The sequence below is a fragment of the Cupriavidus sp. 96C5-1 genome, assembly GCF_057798855.1.
The window spans coordinates 85,517-104,637 of sequence record NZ_JBYOJU010000036.1 but is presented as its reverse complement, the minus strand read 5'-3'; the positions used below and the strand labels follow the sequence as shown (position 1 = coordinate 104,637).

The window sequence follows — 19,121 nt, the reverse complement described above, 5'->3', positions numbered from 1 at the left end:
CCGGCTGCAGCCCGGGCTCCCAATATTGCCTTCCACTACGGCAGCAAGCCGCCGGTGGACGCTCTCCAGGCCTTCGATATCGCGGTGGTCGAGCCGGACAGCGGCTTCGACCCGCGGCGCGTGGCCACCCCCGATACGCAGTGGTTCGCCTATGTCAGCATTGGCGAAGTCGCGCCGTCGCGCGCTTACCTGAAGGACATTCCCAAAGCGTGGCTGACTGGCAATAACGATGCCTGGGGGGCCCGTGTGGTCGACCAGGCCGCCGAGGGCTGGCCGGCTTTCTACGTGGACAAGGTCATCGCGCCGTTGTGGGAGCGCGGTTATCGCGGCTTCTTCCTCGATACGCTCGATTCCTACCAGCTCGTGGCCAGGACCGATGCCGCGCGCGCCAGCCAGGAAGCCGGCATGGTGGCGGTGATCCGCGCCATCAAGGCGCGCTATCCCGAGGCCAGGCTGATCTTCAACCGCGGCTTCGAGATCCTGCCGCAGGTCAACCAGCTGGCCTATGCGGTGGCCTTCGAGTCGCTCTACCGGGGCTGGGACCAGGCCGGCAAGCGCTTTACCGAGGTGAGCGAGGCGGATCGCAACTGGCTGCTTGGCCAGGTGCGCACGATCCGCGAGCAATACCGCCTGCCGGTGATCTCGATCGACTACTGCCCGCCCGCCGACCGCCAGTGCGCGCGCGATACCGCGGCGCGGATCCGCGCGCAGGGCATCATCCCCTATGTGGCCGACCCCGGCCTGCAGACGGTCGGCATCGGCAGCATCGAGGTGATGCCGCGCCGCGTGCTGGTCGTGCAGGACCGTCCGCCCGGCGTTTCGCTGGACAGTTCCAAGGGGGTGCGCTATGTATCCACGCCGCTGAACTACCTTGGCTATCGCGTTGACCTCGCCGATGTCGGCCAGCCGCTGCCGGAGATCGGTGCGGACCGCTATGCCGGCGTGGTTGTGTGGCTGAGCGGGCCGGACAGCAGCACCGGTGCGCGTCTATACGACTGGGCGGAGAAGCTGATCGCGCGAGGCATCCCGATTGCCTTCCTCAATGATTTCGGCGCGCCGGTCAAGGGCCGGGTCGCTCGTACGCTGCAGTTGCAGTCGGTCACCGGGGAAGCCAAGGGGCGCGTCGAGGTGCTGGAGCAGGATCCGATGATGGGTTTCGAGGCTCCGGTATCGCCGGACAGGCTGCATGCCGTGCCGGTGCGAGCGGGGGAGGGATCGAGAACGCTGCTACGCCTGCGGGCCGGTGCGCTGACCTACGATGCCGCGGCGATCACGCGGTGGGGTGGTTATGTCTTGGGGCCCTATGCGGTGATGGCGGATTTTCGCGACCGGGACAATGATCGCTGGGTGGTGCAGCCGATCTCCTTCTTCCGCGAGGCGCTGCGCCTGCCGGTCATGCCCGTGCCCGACGTGACCACCGAAAACGGTCGACGCCTGCTCACCATCCATATCGACGGCGACGGCTTTGCCTCGCGTGCCGAAATTCCCGGCGGTGGCTTTTCCGGCGAAGTGCTGTTCCGCGAGATCTTCGATCGCTACCGCCTGCCCATGACCATGTCGGTCATTGAGGGGGAGGTCGGTGCGAGCGGCATGTACCCCCATCTGACGCAACAGCTCGAGCCGATCGCGCGCAAGATTTTTGCCCAGCCATACGTTGAGGTGGCTTCCCACACGTACTCGCACCCTTTTGTCTGGTCGCGTGCGCTGGTAGGTGCTTCTGCCCATGCGGCCGAGCAGGCTGCCGCGCGTGAATACTACATGCCCATTCCTGGCTATAACGTGAGCCTTCAGCGCGAGATCCAGGGATCGATCGACTACATCAACAGGGTGCTGGCGCCGGCCGACAAGCCGGTCAAGATGGTGCTGTGGCCCGGCGATACACAGGTGCCGGCCGAGGCGATCAGGCAGGCCAATGCCGCTGGCGTGCAGAACCTCAATGGCGGCGACACCATCATCACGAAGAGCAATCCGAGCTGGACCGCAATTTCCCCGATCGGCGTGAACAAGGCCGATGATGCCTTCCAGGTGTTTGCGCCCAACCAGAACGAGAACGTCTACACCAATCTCTGGCATGGGCCTTACTACGGCTTTGAACGCGTGATCGAAACCTACGAACTGACAGATCGCCCATTGCGCTTCAAACCGGTCAATATCTACTACCACAGCTATTCCGGCACCAAGGTGGCTTCGCTCAAGGCGCTGCGCAAGGTCTATGATTACGCGTTGGCGCAGCCGCTGTTCCCGGTTCATTCCACCGACTACGTACGCAAGGTGATCGACTGGCAAGGCATGGCGGTGGCGCGCGAGCTGGGCGGCGACGGCAAGCAGCCGGCTGCATGGATCGTGCGCGGTGACGGCAACCTGCGCAATGTGCGCTGGACCGGCTCGGATGTGCCCGACGTGGCGGACTCGCAAGGCGTGACCGGCACCTCGCCGGCGCCCGGTGGGGGCGTCTACGTGCACCTCGCCGATGGCGCCTCGCGCATTGCGATGCGTGCCGCCAATGCTCCTGCACGGCCCGCCAGCCCGGAGATCGTCGAAGCCAGCGGCTTCGTGCGGGACTGGCGGCGCAGCCGCCAGGGCGACACACAGCGCCTGCGTTTTGATTTTAGCGGCTACGCCAAGCCCTTCTTCCGCCTCGCCGGCGCGGACCGCTGCCAGGTAGCCATCGACGGCAAGACGGCAGGAGGTGTGCGGGATCGCGGTGCCCAGCGATTCGATACCGCGCCCGTTCCCAATCCGCGCAGTGTCAAGCAAAGCGTCGAAATCACCTGTGCAGCTTGAGCGCCGGGCCTGCCGAGGGGGGGCAGTGTGCCCCCGCGGCATCGGCACGGTGGCGCGGGCAAGATACGCGAGGAAGTTATGCCTGCCCCGGTAGAGACATGCCTGCGCGAAACGGATTGCGGCCGCGAGCAGCCTGACATTGCGCTCTGCAGGTTATCCTCATTACGCAGGCTCTCTACCCGATACCTTGAGCCACCACGGCAAGCAGCGGCCTTTCAGCACCGATGTCGAAGCCCACGGCCTCTCGATAGGCACTTCCGCCGACGGCCTGTTGCTGCGCCCCGACTTCAGTGCAGTGGATCCCGAAACCGCCTCCATTCAGCGCTACAAGCAGCTAGTGCCACCACCTAGTGGATAGTGAGATACATACTCACCTTGGGCCACGGTGCTCCCATTTTGCAGCTGATTTCACATCCTTGCGCCGTGCTACGATTGTCCTAGGCAACTGGAGAAAGCGATGGATCTCCAAGGTTTCGCGTACTACAAAGATCACTGGTATGAGGCTTGCGCAACTTCCGCCGGAATTGGTGGGCCGTGGCAAGGCGATGTGACGATCTGTGCAAAGGCGGCGGACGGCACCTCGATCAAGATCCTCGAGCATGAACCCGTGCCAGGGCAGTACTTTTCCGAAGGTGAGGCATGGCAGCATGCGCGCGACTATGCCGAGAAGCTGATCGACGAAGGCCGGGCCAATCCTGGCGCTTGTTGATCTGTTCTTTACACCGCCGCCAACAACACCAGGCCACGCCTGCAACGTTCTACGATCCTCCGAAATCCTGAGAGGGCACTATGAGCATCGAAAGCTACAACGGCTACACGGTTCGTGGCTTCGGGAGACCACTGGTTGATGGCATGTTCGAGGCAACCGGTGCGGTCGAGAAAGATGGTCGGCTCCAGGAGGGGTCGGAGCCGCTCGGCTACTACCCGACGTTCGAACTTGCCGTAGCGCAGGGCCTTGTCTGGGCGAAGGCGTGGGTTGATGCGCACAGCTGAGTTCTCCTGAACTTCGTCGCCCACGTCCCGAACGGCATTTTTCCGCAGTCCAGGATGGCGCGCACCTTGCCATCGGTGACGAGGCTGGGATGGCCTTTGGGCACACAACGATTCCTTTGATTCCAAGGCAGGGGGTTGTCATGAATTGGTTCGTGGTCCTTTCCGGCTCGCACTGGCGCAATATCTCCAACGTGGTGTTCCAGGAACACAGCCGAACGGCGGAGTGGAGCCAACTGGTTTGCGATGGATTCGATGCAAGTGGCGCGATGGCCGAGATCCAGAAAAATGGCGCCACGATATTCGTGCCGCATAGCGCTGTCATCGTGGCGGTCAACATCAAGGACAAGATGCACCCATTGGGCTTTATTGATGCAGAGGACGGCGCGGGCTGACTTCGCGCGATGCATTGCCCTGTCCGAGTTCGCGCGGACCCACTCGATGCCTCGGGGTGCGCGCTCGGGCAACGGGCGGGCCGGCTCGCACACTCCCAATTTGTCGACGACAGTTCCCGCCCGGATGGCTAGATTTGTCATGCTAGGATCCTCCGGGGCTCCGGGAGATGGTCATGGTTCAGAAGTCGTTCCACGAACTGCCAGCGGATGAGCGCGCGGAATTCGAGGCAGCATGTACGCGGCATGGGTTCGTCCGGGAGGACTTCGACGTGAGCGCGGAAGAGGGCCTTCCTCTTGACGGCGGACCGCACTCGCACCATATCCACCGCAAGATCACTGTCGCCCGTGTGACCAGAAGCGAAATCCAGATATATCCCGCAGGACCAGGGACCTCGTGGACGGTCGCGTTCGAGCGAGACCTGGAGCAGGATGTCTTTGGCTTCCCCCTTGCCGATTAGGCGGCTGGGTGATTTCGCTGAAGACGATGCGTTCGACGGCGCTCGCTACCTGACCTGGGCGGTCGAGCGAGTGGACACACTGGAAGTGGTCCAGGCAATCGTCATTGCCCACTCTCGACCGAGCCTGGAAGCGGGCGTGGTATGCGTTGCGGACTATGTTGCCGCAACAGCCGTTCGATACTGGCCTGGATTGGCGCCGGCGACTCTCCGCATCAGGCGTCGGAGCGCAGTCGAGTCCTGGTAGCCCACGGCTTCAGCCACCTGTGCAACCGTCATCCGGCTGGTCTCCAGAAGAGCCCTGGCGCGTCGCAATCTGACACTCTGCACAAGCGCCAGGGTACTCTTTCCCGTTGCCTTTTGAATGTGGCGCGACAAGGTTCGCTCGGACATGCAGAACACTTGAGCCAATGCTGCCACCGTCGGCGGATTCGGAAGCGCGGATTCGACCTTCGCAGCCAGCCTTGCCACCAGGTCGTTCCCGCTGGCCAGCGCCTCCGGCACGATGTATGGCGCCTGCGCCTGGCGACCATCGATCAGCAGCATGCGCGACACGATGTCAGCGAGCGCGCTGCCACAACGCTGGCGCAGCAGGTACAGCATCAGGTCTGTCTGCGCGAAGGCAGCGCCGGCAGTGATCACAGGCCCGTCTGCACATACCATCCGGTCGGCATCGACCAGGCAGTCGGGCTCCATCCTTTTCAGCAGCGGAGCGAGCCACCATGAGGTTGTGGCGCGTCGCCCCCGAAGCAGTCCTGCGGCGTGCAGCAGGAACACCGCCGAGCACGCGGCCGCCACATGCCCGCCGGCCTTGACATGTTGTGCGAGGCCTTCGATGACTTTCACCGAATCGACGCATCCGAGGCGTTGCCGAATGGAAGCGGATGTATCCAGGCCAAGACCCGGCAACACCCATGTCGAACGCTCCCCCCTTGCCCTTGCCGGCAGTCTGGAAGTATCCACGGTCAATCCGCCCAGCAATCGAACCGGCCCACCCTCGACTGAGCACAGTCTCCACCGCGGCGCGGCCACTTTTGCCCTGGCCGCCAGTGCGCCTGCCGCGGCAAGGATGTCGCGTGTGGCCGCAACGCTGGAGGGATACGCCCCCTCAAGGACTAGAACCGTAAAATCGTACATGTCGGATTTAGCTTGAAAACGGTCATATCAGACACTGTCATTCTGACGACGAAAACATTCCAATACAAGCTCTGCATAAGCTGGAAGCTGGAAGCCGGATGCGAAGTGCCTGCTTGCGACCTTGGTCGTCCTGCACGACGTGACTGAAGGTCCCTGGGGCGCAAGTGGGTCCCTGCGCAGACTCGGGGGCTGCGCCGGGGCCTCGGGCCATGCGTGTCCATGGCATCCCATGTAGCCAACCTCAAGTGGTCCCGATGATCAATCGAACGCAAAGGAGCAGCGATGGCAGCCAGCCAGAATATGAATGAGGACGACTCGCTAGACGATTTTGACCAGCGCCGCATTACGCTAGACGGGGCGACAAAGGTGGTGCACGTCACCGGCGTCGGCCCGGCGGTGATCGTGATGGCGGAAATGCCGGGCATCAGCCCGCACGTCGCGCGCTTCAGCCGCTGGATACGCGAGGCGGGTTTCACGGTGTACATGCCGTCGTTATTCGGCCGTGATGGTGCCGTGCCCCAGGTCGACGAAGGCATCGCTACCTTCCGCCGAGCCTGTGTCAGTGCAGAGTTTCGCGCCTTCGCTGCCAACGAGTCGAGCCCGGTCACCCAATGGCTGCGATCGCTTGCGCGGCTGGCGCATGGGGAGTGCGGCGGTCCAGGCGTCGGTGCGATCGGCATGTGTTTCACCGGCAACTTCGCGCTCGCGATGATGCTTGAGCCGTCGATGCTCGCGCCGGTGGTATGCCAGCCGTCATTGCCTATCGACAACCCCGCCGGCATGAATATGGCTCCCGACGAACTCGCTGCCGTGCGGGAGCGTCTGGAGCGGGAGGACCTGATCGTCATGGCCTACCGTTTCGAGGGCGACAGGCATTGCAGGGCGCAGCGGTTCGCAGCGTTCACCGAGGCGCTGGGCGAACGTTTTGTCGCGCGCGTAATACCTGACAGCGCAGCCAATCCGGACACCCCGCCGTTTTTCGAAAAGGTGGTGGCAAGCCCCCACAGCGTGGTGACTGCGCATCTGGTCGATGAAGCGGGCCAGCCGACGATTGCGGCGCGTGACGAGATTCTGTCGTTTCTTGCGTGTCGACTCGGCGGATGAAGCCAGCAGGGGCGGTCAGTTTGCTTGCCATGCAGATCAGAAGACGGTGGCGGTCAGGCTTGAACAAGGAGATGGAGGTACGATCACCAAGGTAGAAAGAGCGGACCCACCAGACAGTATCCTGAGTCTGAAATTCGTTGAAGAAATAGGTCTGTCGGGAAGACGTGGAAGCCTAGGAGCGAAGCGCAGCAATGCTGAGTCCTTGCGAGCATTCGCGACAACAGATCGCGCCTCCTATCGGCTGACCTATTCAACGAATTTGTGAGTCAGGACCCCAGTGCTAGGGCTTGGGAGGCCGAACATGATAGGCAAGGATCCAGGTGCAGATCAGCGGGCCTAGTATGGGGAGCAAAGCAAGATAGGCGTAGTGGCCGCGAATGCCGGCAGCCTTGAAGGCCAAGCTATAGGGAACGAACCACAGCGCCTCGAAAATCAGAAAAGCTATTAATTCTGTTACTACTGTCATGCTTCCTGCTCTATTCGCCTCTGCTGGACAGAGAAAAAATGGATGCAGAGATGGCCCGTCATCTTGATAAAACCGATTCGGCTCTCTGCGTTGCCGAAGGTGGGGCTGTAAAGAAACCAGCACGTCCCGGGGCTCGGAATGTATCTGACGAGTCGTAGCTCGCGTAGGACGATTCTGGCATGGGCCGGAAGCAAGGATGGTGAACAAATGTTAAAGATGTCAGGATGTCGCGTGCCTGGATCGACCCTGATTCGGATGATCAAGTACGCCACGCAATATGGACCATATCGCCATCGTCACTGGCAAGATTGTGGGACCATGCGTATTTTGATTTTTCTGTCTTTATGGTAGGCAAGCCGAGTAAGGAGCATTGGAACCAATACGGCGAAACGCTCGTTGAGTACCAGAATCGGGCTTGGCCAGTAAGACTTGTGCTCGGCCATCACCATCGAGCGGGAGACTGCCGGGTGGTCGAGGTGAAGGAGAGCCACTTGATTGTTGCCCCGCTCGGTGAGCGCCACTGGCCGAAGCGGCGTTGGCACCGGTCGCGGTCGGCAGCTTAAACGGATCCTGTCCGTCTCGATCCTCGAGGTCTCTTGCGTGGGCTCACATCTGGTCGGACGGGCTATTGCGCATCCTTTCTCCTGGCAGTGGCGCGCGCGGCAATACCCGCCGGTGCTTGTCCCGCGCATCTTGCCACGTCGTCAAGGTGAATATCTTGTCAAACCTGGCGGCGATCAGGTGGGTCAGAAGCACAGGCCTATCCCATGGGCGGAAGCATATCCACACGCGGATGTGTCAACGATTATGGTCACGCCCGGCACGCCGTCTCCTGGCGCGTGGCGTAGTCGCGTTCGCCACGGGTGCGCAGGCGGATGGAGCGTGGGCCCACGAACTGAATCCAGTCAGCAAGCGAGAAGTTGAGCCGGACGCCGCAGTGATCGAAAGCGAGGCGGTCGATCCGCCAGGGAAGCGCCATGACCGCTGTCGTGTTTACCCCGGTCAGGAGCAGGGTGGCGCCGGCGGCCTGGGCGGCGGCCTCGGCCTCGGGATTCCTGGTATCTGCCGTGAGCAACGGATCGTCCACGATCAGGGACAGGCAGCGAATGTCAAGGCACTCCTCTGAGGGGGATTTGCGGTAGAGGTGGACGGTGCCCGGGGCGCAGGTGAACATGTCTCTCTCACTGATACTGTATGGATATCCAGTATAGGGGTGGTGCGAGCGAGGCTGGCGATAGTTGAGTTAACTGTATGGATATACAGTATCGAGGCGTGGAATGTGGTGGCCCAAAGCAAAAAGCCCGCCGAAATGGCTGCCGTTGGGAGGATGTGGCGGACGCACCGGGCTCGCCGAGGTGGCCGCGGGGTCAGCGGCGGTGCCCGAAGCGGAAGATGCGCTGATGATCTACAACGGGCTGTTCGCTCTCGCCCCGGGCCCGTTCGACACGGACATGCTGAAGGTTCCGATCGAACGGGCATTGCCGCTCGATCGCCTTGTCGATATGCTCCACAATCGGGAATCGGGCCGAGCGCGGGAGGATCATTCTTTCCAAGAGGCAGGCGGAAATGCGCCGGCCCGCCGGCGCTATGCCACGGTGGATCGAGTGTTCGCGGCGCGGCTGGCGATAGACAATACCGGCATTCGTCCCACTGCGGCGAACCACGGCAATTCGAATGTTCAGGTGTGCCATTGACTTCAGATAGCGAGTATTTCCGAGCTTGCCGGTAATGCCATGGGTTTGGGTTCGGCCATGCGCGTCCCGGCATTCCTGGCAGCGGGTAGACTGGAAGAATTCCATTCTTGATAAGGAATTAACATGAGGTACGACATATTTGGGATTTACCAGATCGAAGTGCGGCGGGTTGAAAGCAAGTGGAGGGTATTTCGAATGGGGAATGGTTCGGCGGTCGAAATCTACGATCTGGTGATCCCTTCTGACGTGCTGGCGGATGAAGTCGAGGGATACCTCAACGACCTGCTTCATGAAGATGCAATTTGCGGCCGCGTGATCCGCCAGCTCTGACGGCGGCACCGCCGGGACTGCCTGTATTTGGCCGAACGGTGCAGTTCCTTGCCTGGCAAGGGATAGCGAACAACTCCGCTACGCATAGAGAGCCGCTGCAGGGTGGGGCTGCAACCCTCAGGGACCTGCCATTCGCCACCATGAATTCATCACCATGAACCCTAACATTTGACATGCAACTCCACCCACATCACCAGGATTCCTTGGACGCGCAGTACGAAACCTTGCGCCAAGGCGCGCTCGATGCCTATCGCGCGAAACAAGAGGCCTTTGCGAGAGTTCTAGCGCAGTTTTCGCAATGGAGCATCGACGATCAGTCGCAGAGCTTGCATTTCATAAGAACAGACGCCCAGACTCAGGTCTTTCAAATCATACCCATCGGGACATATCTGCCGATGGAAGAAGAATGGGCTTGGGCGTGGGCAAATGATGCATTCCCGGACGCCTGTCGAAATGGAGCTTCCCGCATTAAGGATATCTGCGCAAAGACCGGGTACAAGATCTTTGAAACCTCGCACTTCCGCACCAACACCAACGATGTTGATGAGCTATGCGCTCTCTCACTCCAAGAGCTGGGCGGAGTCGCGGTCTTTAAAGTCAAGCATCAAACGCCATGGGTTTACTATGTTGTGAAATGAGTCCGAGCCGTCATGTCGAATTGAGGCTTTCCCGTTTGCGGTTTCCACGGCATAAGCCGATCACATAGGCTTGGGTATGCTGCACGCGCCGACGATCGAGGAGACCGTGTCGGGGTGTCTGGGGACGGCATCCCCCGTGTTAGCTCGCCACTACTTGTCGCGCTTGACGGATTTTCTAAAATATTTCTGTGCGACGTCGCGCGGCGCCTGCCCTGTCGAGGGTGGGGTTCGCCAGCATCGATAGTTATGTTGGAGGACATGACAAGATCGGGAGGCAGCTATGTACAGGCATGCAAGCTCACTGGCGGTGATCTACCCGCTGGAGACCGGGGAGTGGTTGTTCGCAGCAATCACCGGACCCCGCATTATTCACTTTGGACCGTTTGAGTCCAGAGATGACGCCGATGAGATTCTCTCGGAGATGTATCCGGATATGCCGACGGTGGACCTGCCGGCACAGAGCAGGAAGCTGGATGGGGACGGCGTGAAAATCATGGGATATGCCGCAGCACAACAAGTCGTGGCTCAAACCGGCGAGTAGCCGGAGCAGCACTGTTCAGGAGCCGCCTTCGGGCGGCTTTTTCATGCCGCCGCAGCAAGAGTTCGGGCAAAAAGAAGACCGGCCGGGACGGGAAATCCATGCCGGTCTTGCGCAGAAGCAGAAGCGCGAAAGGGGCGCAGCAGATGCCGCGCGGCGCGAATTAAAACAGATGCATATCTGGTATGCAATAAATTTAATTTGTAAGAATAGTGTGACAAAATGACGCTAAGTTCAGTCAGGGCCTGCCAAGTGCTGGCTTCTTCATTTTTTCGATGTCGACGGACAGAGCGATCCCAGCAGGCCACCCCAAGCAGTCTCTTAAGTACAAGGCGAAGCTGAGGGCCTGGATCGAGGGTGACAGGAGGTGCAAGGGATCGAACGCCGCCCTGGGCGTCGAGGCATCGCCCGGGCGGCAACCGACGGCCGCCTGAAGGCCGCGAGGATGGTCACGGCCGAGGCGTGGGTCTTTTATTCGCAGGCGCATGTGCGCGCGAAACTGGACGGATTGACTGGAGTCGGACGAGACACTACCCTCCGATTTCTTGCGTGGGGAATGGCATGCCTGGAAATCAGCTTGCGCCAGCACTTCTGATCATCGCTGTCCTGATAGGGATGACTTCACCAGTTGAGGCAACACCGGAAGCCCGGGATGTTGTGGTGAAGAATGGCGTTGCGATACGGTGCATGGCCAGCGGCTCTAGAGAGGCGATCGTCTTCGTCGCGACGAATAGTGAACCGAGGTCTCGGCATTGCGAGGCCAGGTGCAGCTACACAGGGGACCACGGGCACACGGGTACCTTGGAGGTGTCCGGCAGCGTAGCCGCAAATGCGAGCCATGAGAACATGGCGATGGTCCACGCCCACGGCACAAGGATCAAGTCGATACAGAAGGTGACCTTCTCATGCCAGTGACAGGGGCGTCCAGGTTCAAGTCCCGGTGCGATCGTCATCCGTGCGGGTGCAGGGCATCAACGCGACTTGGTAAGGCGAGCTGTCAAACGCTGCCTGCGTGCGGTTTGACTTCGCCACCCCAACCGTGTCTCCTCCAACGCCCCTCGGTGGATTTGTCCGGCTAACCGCCGCAAGCCGACCCCCGTCAAAACGGCAGACACCCACCGGGCGCGCAAGCGCCTCTTGAAAATGCCGACTGGCAGTGACGTGCATCGCGCCGTATGCGCTGGCGGTGGCCGACGACAATACCAGGCAGGAATGCGTCATGCGGGATGTCTTCGCAGTGCCGTGGGAGCGCGCGTCAGCCTTTGTGGTTCCGCAGGTCTTGGCCGTAGCTGCTGCGTGTGCGAATCTGGCCATCCTGCCCGTGTACCAGCAGTTCCACCTTGTCGCGCTGTGCAATCACTGTGGCGGCATCGACAGCTTCCTCCTGGGTGGGGAAGTGTGCTCTTTCACCCTTCGCCCCCTCATGAACGACGTCCCACCCGTCGCCGTGGGGGATGACGTGTACGTTGCGTTGCGGCATTGAATCCATTGCAGTCTCCCTGAGCGGTGATCTACTGCTGTTTTAGGAGACGTTCGGTCCGATTGATAGTGGGCATTGTCCGACTTGCGCGTCTATACGAGCGCGTGGCGCTTGCCCCATCCGGGAAAAGCCGCCCCGGCAGACAGATCCGACGAGGGCAACGTCTCGTGAGCGCGTGAGCCTTGTCGCCGCCGCTTTGCTACGGCGTGCTCGACTGCGCAATCTTGCCTGGCTGCGCAGGAAACTTCCGCAGGCCAATACCTCCGGCGATTACGAGGTGCTCCTGCTTTTGAACATGCCTGTAGAACTCCGGTAACGTCGCTGCGCATTTAGGATTTCTTCAACTGACAGACCGTCCAAATCCGCGGATCTCCCCGCAGTAGGTCCTCGCCATAGAATGGCACGCGTTCCTGTCCTTCCAACAAAAGCGGCATTGCTCGCCTTCCGAGCAACAATCGCTCGACCGCATCGCCAAAACTGAATCCACACAGGTAAACACCATCGACAATACAGTTGATGGCGAAGATGCGACCCATCTCGTCGGCATAGAATTCTTCGTAGCCCAGCCCGCCTTCGGCAAATCCGACCATCGTGGTTTGCAGTGCCCGCTCCCACGCCATGATCTGCTCGTCCAGCGTTTCAATCGGCTGAAACTTCAGAGCGATTCGGGCACATTCCACGCCGGCACCATCAGAACCTACAGTCAAACCATCGAATTCCCGAAGCATATCTGTGGCTGGATGATGATTGCCGTCTACGACGGCGGATGCGACTCCTGGATGCCATCCGGCCCGAATAAACAGCGGTTCAACTGATGCAGGGAGAGCAATCATCGAGTCATCCTCAATCGGCTTTCTTTCTCAGGGCCCGTACTATTGCACGCCGTCCCGCAAATCGCACAACACTGAGGGCGATCGCTTAAAGATCGCAGACGGTGTTCTGGTAGCCGATATCGGCGCTACTCAGCGTCCTATGGACATAGACCATCGAGGTCGCGCGCGGTTACCCCACCTTGGTGTCGATGGCAAGGCTGGTAAATGACCGTTGCAAAATCGAACAGAATGTCAGGTGCCTCGGCGCTACAGTGGCTATTCCCATGCCTGTTGGCGTTTTAGGAGGTACACGAATGAAGCAACATCTGGCGAAATCCTTGTTGATGGCTGGCGCGATGATCGCGTCCTACCCGTTGTTCGCGCAGCAGGCCCAGCCGATTCAGCCGAACCAGCCGATGCAATCCACTCAACCGATGCAATCCCCCCAGCCAATGCAAGCGATGCCGGCGGCAGCGCCGCCCAGCCAGGGGGCGATGCCCGCCGCGCGCGACCCCTATGCGCAAGACGCCGGCCAACCGATGCCGCAGGGTATGGCGCCTGCACCGGCCAACCCCTCGCTGGCCCGTAGCCCCGATCCGGCGCTAGACCCTGCCAGCATGAGCCTGGCTCCCGATGCGCTGGGGACGCGCATCGGTCAACGCAATCCTTTCCTCGACGGCGCCTGAACGCCGCCAGCGCTGCCATCGGCGCCGACGGACAGCGCTCGGCGACGAACAGCAGCGCGGCACGCCGGTCCGCTTCGAGCGGGCCACGGATCTATCTTGCGCTCGATCCAGTCCACTTTGCCCTTCCTGCCGATATTCCTGTCGCAAGGGATGGGCGAAGTCCCTTCTTGAGGCTTTGCAAAGTGATCCCTATCGACATCGCGTTGACCTCGTAGTCGGCGGTCGGCGGATTGAGCATGATGGAGCACAGCGTAAGCCGGCCGGCGTCCCACTCGCGCCAAAGCCGGTATCGGTATTGACCGCAGGTGGAGACGATGGCGCGGGACTCGCCGTCGATGGTCTGCGTGGTCAGGTGCTTCATGCTAGGATTTCCTCCATATGGCTCTCCGACATCCATGCAGGGAGGCGGAAATGGCGATAGTCGAGGAAGACAACCAGGAAACCGAGTTTTGGGAGGCCGTGCGCATAGCGGCGGACGCTCGTTATCAGGCCGAGCAGGCGGCGAAGATGCGGCGGACTATCGGCTGGGCCTTGGGTCTCTCGATTGCGGGCCTGTGCCTGGCGCTCGTAGCTCTCCGACGACATCAGAACACTGTGCGGCTGTTTGGCTTGGGTGACAAGAAGGCTGGTGGCTAGCGACTTTCTGCTCACTCCATGATCCATCCGATACGATGAGAGGTTGCCATGTCGAGCCATGTCTTCGTCGAAGAAGGGGATTACCACTGCCACTGCACGGTCTGGGAGTCGCAAGCCGGGATCTGGCAAGCATCGGTATTGTTCGAGCGGAAGATCGATCATACGAACGAGTTCATCCCTGGACTACGGCACAAGATCAAAACTCAATTCGGTAGCAGGGAAGAGGCGATGCGCGAAGCGATTGCCTACGCAAAGGCTTGCGTCCAGAACACGCAGACAGGGCTGTAGCCTCATCTCGCGCGTCACGGTGCAGCAGTCAACCTGGTAGCAGTGGTTTGGTGTCATGTCCGGAGCGAGCGAGTGTCTGGGAGATGCTATGGAAAAGGCCTTCGAAGAACTACCGGCGGACGAGCAGCAGGCCTTCATCTCGGCATGCAGGAAGCATGGCCGGGTCAGCGAAGAATTCACGGTTGTCCTTGACGATGGCGGCCCGCCTGAAGCAGGTGTAAGCCACATTCCCCGTCAGGTGACCGTTGCGGCAAATCTCACGGGTGCCCGCCAGCACTACGCGGCTGAAAGCGGAACGTCCTGGACCGTCGAGTTCGAGCGAGATCTCGAGCGTGGTTTTTTCTGGGAAACCTACGACTAGGTTCACGCCGCAGCCTGTGGCTCCTGCATACGGCCTTGGTTGTTGCTGCGCGCGCATGAGACGTACCTCGCGAGCAGTTCGTCGAGCTTCTCCGCCTGGTCTTCGACGTGTCTTATTACATCACCTACAAGTGCGGGCACAGCCAACGTGTGCACGAAATCCTGCTCCCATACTGCCAGACCTGTGGTGTCCAGTAGTCCCTCCACGCGGCGGATGCTTGCTATCTCCAAACACGGCCGGCGCCGGCATCCAAACCGAGGTTGACCATTGTCTCTTCGGTCTCGTCGATCTCTTCGGCGGCCAAAATAGTCACTGACTGCGCCGCTGTTTGCGCTGCGTCGGCATACGCTGTCGCAGTCCACGCCTAGCTCGGCCGTGTCACCAGGCAGGAACTGCGCTGCGAGGCAGATGCTGTTCGCCGGGGAGGTCACGCGTGCATGTCGCTTCCTGACGAGTGGCATAGCGGCGCTTACCGCGGGTGCGCAGGCGGACGGAGCGCGGGCCCAAGAACTGGATCGAGTCAGCCAGCGAGAAGCTTAGCCACGCGCCGCGGTGATTGAGCTCAAGGCGATCGATCCGCCAGGGCAACGCCATGATCGCCGCTGCATCGATGCCGGCCAGCACCAGCATGGCGCCAGCGGCTTGCGCGGCTGCCTCTGCCTCGGGGTTCCATGTGTCCACCGTCAGCAGCGGGTCGTCCACGGTGATCCTTTGGCAAGGGAAGGGCACGGCGACCGCGTCGGCAGCGCGGCGGTACAGGAAGACGGTGTCGGGATCGCAGGTGAACATGGTGGTTCTTCGCAGGATACTGTATGGATATCCAGTATAGAGCTCGCCCTAAGCGGAACGTTGATAGTTGAGTTAACTGTATGGATATACAGTGTTCCGAACAATTTGAGCGGCAATCGACACGCGCGAGGTTGCCGCTGCTGTTGGATTGAGGGCGTGGGTGGAGATGGGGGACGACGACGAGTATTCCCGCCGTGGGAACATGACGCCACTTTGTGGGCCACAAACAAAAACAGCGCCTTTGCTAAGGCGCTGTTTCGTAAAGCAAATTCTTGGGGTGGCTGATGGGACTCGAACCCACGACGACAGGAATCACAATCCTGGACTCTACCAACTGAGCTACAGCCACCGTACTGGCTGTTCAACTGAGTGCTGAACAGCGAAGAACAAGATCATACAATACCAAATGGCAGATGGCTAGTACTCTGCACAAAAAATTTCCTTGAGCGGTCCTGCTCGAGTCCAAAGGGCTCTAGATCAATCAAGACGCTACCCAGATCAGATGCAAACACTTCACGGCGAGTCCCTATATGGAGAGCTTCGTCGATTCCTCCAGTTCGAGCATGCGGCAGATGGCGGCCATGCTGCCGACCATGGTGCGCCGCTGCGCGCCCTGGTAGATGCGTACGCCTTTGGACTGGCGGAACGGCACGGGCTTGACGGGGCGGCGGGCGGAGAGGCGGTTGGCTGGCAGCATGGCTACACCTGGTGGCTTGCAACAACAATTAGCGGTGCCCGCGGAGCGGGCGGCGTTGGCACAATCGGGTGTCGGCGTGACACGGGCTAGCCCGCCTCAGCCGCACGGGTTAGAAGGCGCTGGGGCGGATCAGGCCGACGGCGATGCCTTCCAGGGAAAACTCTTCGCGGCCCGGTTGCACGATGATGCTCGGGAAGTCCGGATTCTCGGCAATCAGCTCGATCGAGTCGCCGCGCCGGTTCAGGCGCTTGACGGTGACATCGTCACCCAGCCGCGCTACGACGATCTTGCCGTTCGCGGCTTCGCTGGCCCGCTTGACCGCCAGCAGGTCGCCATCCAGGATGCCGGCGTCGCGCATGCTGAGGCCCCGTACCCGGAGCAGGTAGTCGGGTTGCACTTCGAACACCGAGGCGTCGACCTGATATTGGCGGTCGATGTGCTCGGCAGCGAGGATCGGGCTGCCTGCCGCGACTCGCCCGACCAGAGGCAGAGTCAGCTGCATGACGCCGGCCAATGGCAGTGAAAACTGGTCGGATGCTTCGGAGTCGCTGCGCGAAACCTTGAGCCGGATGCCGCGCGAGGCGCCGGGGGTCAGTTCGATCACCCCTTTGCGGGCCAGGGCCCGCAAATGCTCCTCGGCAGCATTCGGCGAGGAAAAGCCGAACTTGGCGGCGATTTCAGCGCGTGTGGGGGGAAAGCCGGTGTGCTGCAGGGTGCTGCGAATCAGGTCGAAAATCTGCTGCTGTCGCGGTGTCAGGGTCGCCATGGTCGCCGATGATTGAAAGCACTGTATGTTTAAACAGTATGCTGTGATTTTATACAGTATCGAGTGAAGTGCAAGGGGAATTTTGGGAGTTCGCTCATCGACAGGCGTGCGGCCTGTGGGTCGTGGCCGGCGTGCGTGGATGGCGGGGAGTTACAATCCGCGACATCCGAAGTCGCTTTTGCCGCCCTCCATCAACGCTTCAGGCTCTTGAGCCTTTCCATCCATGTCTCTTCTGCCTCGCGTCGTCGTGCTCGCTACCGGCGGTACCATTGCCGGTTCTTCGTCGAATCCCGCCAGCAGTGCGAAGTACCAGGCTGCCACTGTGCCGGTTACGGCGTTGCTCGATGCCGTGCCGGCGTTGGCCGCCGTGGCCCGGATCGAGGCCGAGCAGGTGGCGCAGATTGATAGCAAGGATATGTCGTTCGCGCTGTGGTCCAGGCTGGTCGAGCGCGTTGCGTTCTGGTCCGTGCAGCCCGATGTGGCCGGTATTGTGATTACGCATGGCACCGACACGCTGGAGGAGACCGCGATGCTGCTGCACCTGGCGTGCGTGGGTACGGTCCCCGTGGTGCTGACAGCCGCCATGCGGCCCTCGACTTCATTGTCGGCCGATGGCCCCCTGAACCTGCTGGATGCGGTACGGGTGGCCGGTCATGCGGATGCGGCGGGCAAGGGGGTGTTGCTGGTGATCAACCAGGAGATCCATGCCGGACGCGACGCAGTGAAGGGGCATACGGCAGCGGTGAATGCCTTTGCGTCGCCGCTGGCGGGGCCGGTCGGGTATGTGCAGGATGACCTGGTGCGGTTTGCACGGATCCCGCAAGGATTGCCGGCCCAGGCGCTGCCGCTGCCGTCTGTGTGGCCTCAGGTTGAAATCGTCACCAGCTACGCCGAGCCCGGACGGGTGGTGGTGGATGCTCTGGCGCGGGCTGGCGTGTCAGGCTTGGTGGTGGCGGCCGCCGGCAACGGGTCGATCCATCAGTCGCTGACTGAAGCGCTTGCCGACGCGGCTGCGGCAGGGGTGGCCGTGGTGCGTAGTTCGCGGACCGGGGCGGGGCACGTGGCGATTCCTGCTCTTCCTCGCCCATCATCGGGCATCTTCGTATCCGCGGGGGATCTCAATCCCTACAAGGCCCGTGTGCTCCTGATGCTGGCGCTGGCCGCAACACCGGCGCTGGCAAGGGATCCGGCCGCGCTGCAGGCGGTATTCGCCGGGAATTAGGGCCGCTTGCCAGCTTCGTCAAAAGCACGCTATACTTTAAGGCTATCCAACCTTGCTGCACCGGACTTGGCGCCCGGGCGGCTTATCCAAAAGGAGCGTCAATGCGTCATTACGAAATCGTATTTATCGTCCATCCGGACCAGAGCGAACAAGTTCCGGCCATGATCGAGCGTTACAAGACGCTGGTCACGTCCCAGAGCGGCCAGATCCACCGCGTGGAAGACTGGGGTCGCCGTCAGATGGCCTACATGATCCAGAAGCTGGCCAAGGCTCACTACGTTTGCCTGAACATCGAATGCGGCAAGGAAACCCTGGCTGAACTCGAACACGCGTTCAAGTTCAACGACGCGGTGCTGCGCCACCTCATCGTTCAGACCAAGAAGGCCGAAACCGCACCGTCCCCGATGATGAAGGAAGTGCAGCGCGAAGAAGCCCGCAAGGCCGCGCAACAGACCAGCGAAGTCCAGGCCGCCTAAGTGCGGACTGTTGTGGTTGCCGTGGGCATTGATCGCCGCGGCGGCAAGTGCGGGCATCGGTGCGGGAGAGTGCGTTGAACCAGTTAAGGCTCTGCGCAACGCTCGCGGAACGCGATGCCTTGCGTTACACCCCGGCCGGGGTCCCCGTCGTCAACTGCATCCTGCAGTACGCGGGCGAGACGGTCGAGGCGCAAACGCCCAGGCAGGTGGAGTTCGCCATCGCCGCCATGGGAATCGGTCAGATCGGCCAGCGGCTTGAGCGTACTCCGCTCGGCGCGATGCTCGACTGCGAAGGATTCCTGGCCCGCAAGCACCGCAACAGCAAGGCTCTCGTCTTTCACATCACTGGATGTAAAGCATTCGAAAAGGATTGAATC

At 61.1% G+C, this 19,121-nt stretch carries 27 protein-coding genes and 1 tRNA gene; 18 read left to right on the top strand and 10 right to left on the bottom strand.

Annotated features, from left to right (window positions below; translation table 11 throughout):
• The 5 genes from AC3FOF_RS31520 to AC3FOF_RS31500 form a co-directional block, all read left to right on the top strand.
• The coding region (locus tag AC3FOF_RS31520) for a bifunctional glycoside hydrolase/polysaccharide deacetylase family protein (RefSeq protein WP_488728813.1) at positions 1 to 2,784 on the top strand (2,784 nt) is incomplete at its 5' end.
• A gap of 457 nt (positions 2,785 to 3,241) precedes the next feature.
• The gene (locus AC3FOF_RS31515; protein ID WP_017228983.1) at positions 3,242 to 3,493 is read left to right on the top strand and encodes a hypothetical protein; all 252 of its coding nucleotides are present in this window, start codon (positions 3,242 to 3,244) and stop codon (positions 3,491 to 3,493) included.
• Between the two features lie 80 nt (positions 3,494 to 3,573).
• On the top strand, positions 3,574 to 3,777 hold the full coding sequence (locus AC3FOF_RS31510) for a hypothetical protein (RefSeq protein WP_017228982.1): 204 nt from the start codon (positions 3,574 to 3,576) through the stop codon (positions 3,775 to 3,777).
• An 89-nt stretch (positions 3,778 to 3,866) separates the two neighbouring features.
• Positions 3,867 to 4,169: a hypothetical protein gene (locus AC3FOF_RS31505; protein WP_488728812.1), complete on the top strand. Its 303-nt coding sequence runs from the start codon at positions 3,867 to 3,869 to the stop codon at positions 4,167 to 4,169.
• 173 nt (positions 4,170 to 4,342) lie between these two features.
• Entirely contained in the window at positions 4,343 to 4,627 is a 285-nt protein-coding gene (locus AC3FOF_RS31500) for a hypothetical protein (protein WP_488728811.1), read from the top strand.
• 153 nt (positions 4,628 to 4,780) lie between these two features.
• Here the strand turns inward: AC3FOF_RS31500 and AC3FOF_RS31495 are convergent, their stop codons facing one another.
• A complete protein-coding gene (locus tag AC3FOF_RS31495; RefSeq protein WP_488728810.1) occupies positions 4,781 to 5,470 on the bottom strand; it encodes a GlxA family transcriptional regulator in 690 nt (229 codons plus the stop codon).
• 573 nt (positions 5,471 to 6,043) lie between these two features.
• Here AC3FOF_RS31495 and AC3FOF_RS31490 point away from each other — a divergent pair.
• Entirely contained in the window at positions 6,044 to 6,865 is an 822-nt protein-coding gene (locus AC3FOF_RS31490; RefSeq protein WP_017228978.1) for a dienelactone hydrolase family protein, read from the top strand.
• 280 nt (positions 6,866 to 7,145) lie between these two features.
• Here the strand turns inward: AC3FOF_RS31490 and AC3FOF_RS31485 are convergent, their stop codons facing one another.
• Together AC3FOF_RS31485 and AC3FOF_RS31480 are read right to left on the bottom strand one after the other, a co-directional pair.
• Positions 7,146 to 7,331, bottom strand: a complete 186-nt coding sequence (locus AC3FOF_RS31485) for a hypothetical protein (protein ID WP_017228977.1) — start codon at positions 7,329 to 7,331, stop codon at positions 7,146 to 7,148.
• Positions 7,332 to 8,142: 811 nt separating this feature from the next.
• Positions 8,143 to 8,505: a hypothetical protein gene (locus tag AC3FOF_RS31480; protein ID WP_488728809.1), complete on the bottom strand. Its 363-nt coding sequence runs from the start codon at positions 8,503 to 8,505 to the stop codon at positions 8,143 to 8,145.
• Positions 8,506 to 8,608: 103 nt separating this feature from the next.
• Here AC3FOF_RS31480 and AC3FOF_RS31475 point away from each other — a divergent pair, with 103 nt between their 5' ends.
• The 5 genes from AC3FOF_RS31475 to AC3FOF_RS31455 all read left to right on the top strand — a co-directional run bounded on the left by AC3FOF_RS31475 (position 8,609) and on the right by AC3FOF_RS31455 (position 10,757).
• Positions 8,609 to 9,025 (top strand): hypothetical protein, encoded by a 417-nt coding sequence (locus tag AC3FOF_RS31475; protein WP_488728808.1) that lies wholly within the window; start codon positions 8,609 to 8,611, stop codon positions 9,023 to 9,025.
• 123 nt (positions 9,026 to 9,148) lie between these two features.
• The gene (locus tag AC3FOF_RS31470; RefSeq protein ID WP_488728807.1) at positions 9,149 to 9,355 is read left to right on the top strand and encodes a DUF7661 family protein; all 207 of its coding nucleotides are present in this window, start codon (positions 9,149 to 9,151) and stop codon (positions 9,353 to 9,355) included.
• 203 nt (positions 9,356 to 9,558) lie between these two features.
• Positions 9,559 to 9,993, top strand: coding sequence for a DUF6882 domain-containing protein (locus AC3FOF_RS31465; RefSeq protein WP_488728806.1), 435 nt, complete (start codon positions 9,559 to 9,561; stop codon positions 9,991 to 9,993).
• A gap of 280 nt (positions 9,994 to 10,273) precedes the next feature.
• Positions 10,274 to 10,534, top strand: coding sequence for a hypothetical protein (locus AC3FOF_RS31460; protein ID WP_488728805.1), 261 nt, complete (start codon positions 10,274 to 10,276; stop codon positions 10,532 to 10,534).
• Positions 10,494 to 10,757 (top strand): hypothetical protein, encoded by a 264-nt coding sequence (locus tag AC3FOF_RS31455; RefSeq protein ID WP_488728804.1) that lies wholly within the window; start codon positions 10,494 to 10,496, stop codon positions 10,755 to 10,757. The genes AC3FOF_RS31460 and AC3FOF_RS31455 overlap by 41 nt, the downstream gene beginning before the upstream one ends.
• A 1,029-nt stretch (positions 10,758 to 11,786) precedes the next feature.
• Here the strand turns inward: AC3FOF_RS31455 and AC3FOF_RS31450 are convergent.
• Positions 11,787 to 12,020 carry a DUF2188 domain-containing protein gene (locus tag AC3FOF_RS31450; RefSeq protein WP_276266478.1) on the bottom strand — a complete coding sequence of 78 codons (234 nt, stop codon included), beginning with the start codon at positions 12,018 to 12,020 and terminating at the stop codon, positions 11,787 to 11,789.
• A 320-nt stretch (positions 12,021 to 12,340) separates the two neighbouring features.
• Positions 12,341 to 12,844 (bottom strand): SUKH-3 domain-containing protein, encoded by a 504-nt coding sequence (locus AC3FOF_RS31445; protein ID WP_488728803.1) that lies wholly within the window; start codon positions 12,842 to 12,844, stop codon positions 12,341 to 12,343.
• A 293-nt stretch (positions 12,845 to 13,137) separates the two neighbouring features.
• Between AC3FOF_RS31445 and AC3FOF_RS31440 the strand changes: the two genes are divergently transcribed.
• Complete coding sequence (locus AC3FOF_RS31440; protein WP_488728802.1) at positions 13,138 to 13,509, top strand: hypothetical protein; 372 nt, start codon at positions 13,138 to 13,140, stop codon at positions 13,507 to 13,509.
• A gap of 91 nt (positions 13,510 to 13,600) precedes the next feature.
• Here AC3FOF_RS31440 and AC3FOF_RS31435 read toward each other — a convergent pair whose 3' ends face one another.
• Positions 13,601 to 13,870, bottom strand: a complete 270-nt coding sequence (locus AC3FOF_RS31435; protein ID WP_017228967.1) for a DUF1643 domain-containing protein — start codon at positions 13,868 to 13,870, stop codon at positions 13,601 to 13,603.
• Between the two features lie 50 nt (positions 13,871 to 13,920).
• Here AC3FOF_RS31435 and AC3FOF_RS31430 point away from each other — a divergent pair, with 50 nt between their 5' ends.
• From AC3FOF_RS31430 to AC3FOF_RS31420, 3 genes are all read left to right on the top strand, one after another.
• Positions 13,921 to 14,145: a hypothetical protein gene (locus AC3FOF_RS31430; RefSeq protein ID WP_051078546.1), complete on the top strand. Its 225-nt coding sequence runs from the start codon at positions 13,921 to 13,923 to the stop codon at positions 14,143 to 14,145.
• Positions 14,146 to 14,193: 48 nt separating this feature from the next.
• The gene (locus AC3FOF_RS31425; protein ID WP_017228965.1) at positions 14,194 to 14,433 is read left to right on the top strand and encodes a hypothetical protein; all 240 of its coding nucleotides are present in this window, start codon (positions 14,194 to 14,196) and stop codon (positions 14,431 to 14,433) included.
• Positions 14,434 to 14,521: 88 nt separating this feature from the next.
• Positions 14,522 to 14,794, top strand: coding sequence for a hypothetical protein (locus tag AC3FOF_RS31420; protein WP_276263859.1), 273 nt, complete (start codon positions 14,522 to 14,524; stop codon positions 14,792 to 14,794).
• Positions 14,795 to 15,172: 378 nt separating this feature from the next.
• Here AC3FOF_RS31420 and AC3FOF_RS31415 read toward each other — a convergent pair whose 3' ends face one another.
• The 4 genes from AC3FOF_RS31415 to lexA form a co-directional block, all read right to left on the bottom strand.
• Positions 15,173 to 15,583, bottom strand: coding sequence for a hypothetical protein (locus AC3FOF_RS31415; RefSeq protein ID WP_017228963.1), 411 nt, complete (start codon positions 15,581 to 15,583; stop codon positions 15,173 to 15,175).
• A 273-nt stretch (positions 15,584 to 15,856) separates the two neighbouring features.
• Positions 15,857 to 15,932: transfer RNA gene (locus AC3FOF_RS31410), tRNA-His, on the bottom strand.
• A gap of 177 nt (positions 15,933 to 16,109) precedes the next feature.
• Positions 16,110 to 16,280, bottom strand: coding sequence for a hypothetical protein (locus tag AC3FOF_RS31405; RefSeq protein WP_276263860.1), 171 nt, complete (start codon positions 16,278 to 16,280; stop codon positions 16,110 to 16,112).
• Between the two features lie 109 nt (positions 16,281 to 16,389).
• Positions 16,390 to 17,046: a transcriptional repressor LexA gene (gene lexA / locus AC3FOF_RS31400; protein WP_276263861.1), complete on the bottom strand. Its 657-nt coding sequence runs from the start codon at positions 17,044 to 17,046 to the stop codon at positions 16,390 to 16,392.
• Between the two features lie 223 nt (positions 17,047 to 17,269).
• Here lexA and AC3FOF_RS31395 point away from each other — a divergent pair, with 223 nt between their 5' ends.
• The 3 genes from AC3FOF_RS31395 to priB all read left to right on the top strand — a co-directional run bounded on the left by AC3FOF_RS31395 (position 17,270) and on the right by priB (position 19,118).
• Positions 17,270 to 18,268 (top strand): asparaginase, encoded by a 999-nt coding sequence (locus AC3FOF_RS31395; protein WP_276263862.1) that lies wholly within the window; start codon positions 17,270 to 17,272, stop codon positions 18,266 to 18,268.
• 101 nt (positions 18,269 to 18,369) lie between these two features.
• A complete protein-coding gene (gene rpsF, locus AC3FOF_RS31390; RefSeq protein ID WP_017228960.1) occupies positions 18,370 to 18,744 on the top strand; it encodes a 30S ribosomal protein S6 in 375 nt (124 codons plus the stop codon).
• Positions 18,745 to 18,818: 74 nt separating this feature from the next.
• Entirely contained in the window at positions 18,819 to 19,118 is a 300-nt protein-coding gene (gene priB / locus AC3FOF_RS31385; protein WP_017228959.1) for a primosomal replication protein N, read from the top strand.
• Positions 19,119 to 19,121 lie beyond the last annotated feature (3 nt).